The organism is Shigella sp. SIG3, from assembly GCF_053555855.1.
Window position 1 is genome coordinate 1 of sequence record NZ_JBQZXE010000227.1, and the last position, 1,827, is coordinate 1,827.

Below are 1,827 nucleotides of genomic sequence, written 5' to 3' on the forward strand. Positions count from 1 at the left end.
AAGCGTTAGGCTCAGGCCTTATTACAATGTCATGCTAGTGGGCTTGTACGCCGTAAATATCTGCATGATACCAGAATGACCGGCAAACAAAGGTGCCCCGGCAAGCTCGTCAGTGGATATAAAGAAAATCAAGTGCGCTGATAACGATGCCACATCTGTGGTTGGTGGCAATATGTAGATTGTTGTTATTTGTCTTCATTGCATTCTAAGAAGTGTTTCTTATCAGACCTGATTTTTTTGCCATTATTTTTAATGAGGTCTTCAAGTGGAAAATAGGTTAGGCGTTCATGTGGCAGCGCGGCACGTCCCCATTTAGTGGCAAACTCCCGTTGGCGTGCCTGTAACAGTTGCTCCAGCCTTTTTATTTTGTTCTCATTCATCCGGTTTTCCTCGTATGCTGCATCACACCACTGTGCTAATGAAAAATGTAATCAGTGTGGTGGACGTGTTTTATCCGCATTGGAATTGTCGTCAACTAAAGGAGATGAGGCCCGTTTGTATCGCAATGGGTTATGCCCGTTTGCTGTTCGATAATGGCTTCTCTGAGCATACGGTGTTGCAGTTCTCGTAAAAACTTTGCGTCTTCTGGTGATAAATCCATTGTTATTACTCGTAAAGCAATGCGCTGTAGTGCCTTACGCTACCGCGCTGATGGTTCTTATCCGTTTTATTGAATCGGAGAACAAACTGTGAGCTATCAGCCTGGTGGTCTGGTTTTGCCTGATTTAAGCCGCCGTGGGTATTTGTCCAAGAATGCTTCAGGCTCCAATCGTTTTGGCCTGGTGAATGGAGATGGGTTAAGCAAAGACTCTCGTTGCTGGTGTACTTTTTCGCGCTGGCGCTCAAGCATGGATAATGCGATTGCCTGTAGTTCTTCGTTAGTCATTGTCTGCACCTGGAAAGCAATTTACCGGAGTACCTCACACTACGGCAAAAATGTTTTATTGTTGCAACTTGCGTAATTATTCAGGTCAGTTTGGAACGCACTGTATAAACATAAATAACCTGATACTGTTGTGTGTTTTCAAAGAAAACACAGGTATTTTTCACATAAACCTTCCCCTTTTCATATTCGACCACTTAATCAAAAAACGGTTTTATACTTGTTGCCCCCACTGGGGTTAAATGTGAGACATGTCGCACTTTGTGCCATGTGTCCTTGCTGATTTTAGGCGCGGTTCATTCATTCTTTCTGTTGGCATAAAGTATGGTATCGGTTGGGCGAATGAAAGGGACTCGGGTCATGGTCAGACAATACCTGAGGCGTTAATTCGTTGAAAGAGATTGTGAATGGGGGAATAACTGAGTCTTAACTGCTGTGCGATAGCCCGGACAGATAATTGCTCGTCGAATCTGAGACGTAATGATTCTGGCAAATAAGTGCGAAAGCCGGTGATATCTAGTGTTGTTTGAGAGTTCATCGTTCGCGTCCATTAATACAGATGGACGCGATTGTTGCCAGACAGGATAATTTTCACAAGACATCGCAGATAGATGTACTTACGATAATTTTTTATTTTATACAACAGATGCCCACGAAAAGAATTATTTTCAATAGACACCTGCATTACACAAAGTAGATACATACGCAGTCAGAGTACACTTACTTTTTATTATTTCCTGCAATGGCGATTACGGCTATTGACAGTAATGAAGTTATTAGTGAACCAAGACCTAAAGTAGTCCCGGGACCAACACCGTTGTCGCTTACGGTTACTGACAGGAAACTGATTGTACCAGCGCTTATTGTTTGAGTAAAACCTGTAATAGATGCGGCAAATCCTGTTTTTGAACCATTTATTTGTAATGCGATAAAATTGGCTATTG

Annotated in this window: 3 protein-coding genes and 1 pseudogene; 1 reads left to right on the forward strand and 3 read right to left on the reverse strand. The window is 42.5% G+C overall.

Translation table 11 applies throughout. From position 1 onward, the window contains the following. Positions 1–185: 185 nt before the first annotated feature. Positions 186–380, reverse strand: coding sequence for a hypothetical protein (locus ACUU1I_RS20375; protein ID WP_001004881.1), 195 nt, complete (start codon positions 378–380; stop codon positions 186–188). A 309-nt stretch (positions 381–689) separates the two neighbouring features. Here ACUU1I_RS20375 and ACUU1I_RS20380 point away from each other — a divergent pair, with 309 nt between their 5' ends. Further along, positions 690–962: a hypothetical protein gene (locus tag ACUU1I_RS20380; RefSeq protein WP_094110521.1), complete on the forward strand. Its 273-nt coding sequence runs from the start codon at positions 690–692 to the stop codon at positions 960–962. Between the two features lie 220 nt (positions 963–1,182). Here the strand turns inward: ACUU1I_RS20380 and ACUU1I_RS20385 are convergent. Further along, positions 1,183–1,421: pseudogene (locus tag ACUU1I_RS20385) on the reverse strand (IS66-like element accessory protein TnpA); the annotation flags it as partial. A gap of 182 nt (positions 1,422–1,603) precedes the next feature. Further along, positions 1,604–1,825, reverse strand: a complete 222-nt coding sequence (locus tag ACUU1I_RS20390; RefSeq protein WP_449144904.1) for a hypothetical protein — start codon at positions 1,823–1,825, stop codon at positions 1,604–1,606. Between the last annotated feature and the right edge of the window lie 2 nt (positions 1,826–1,827).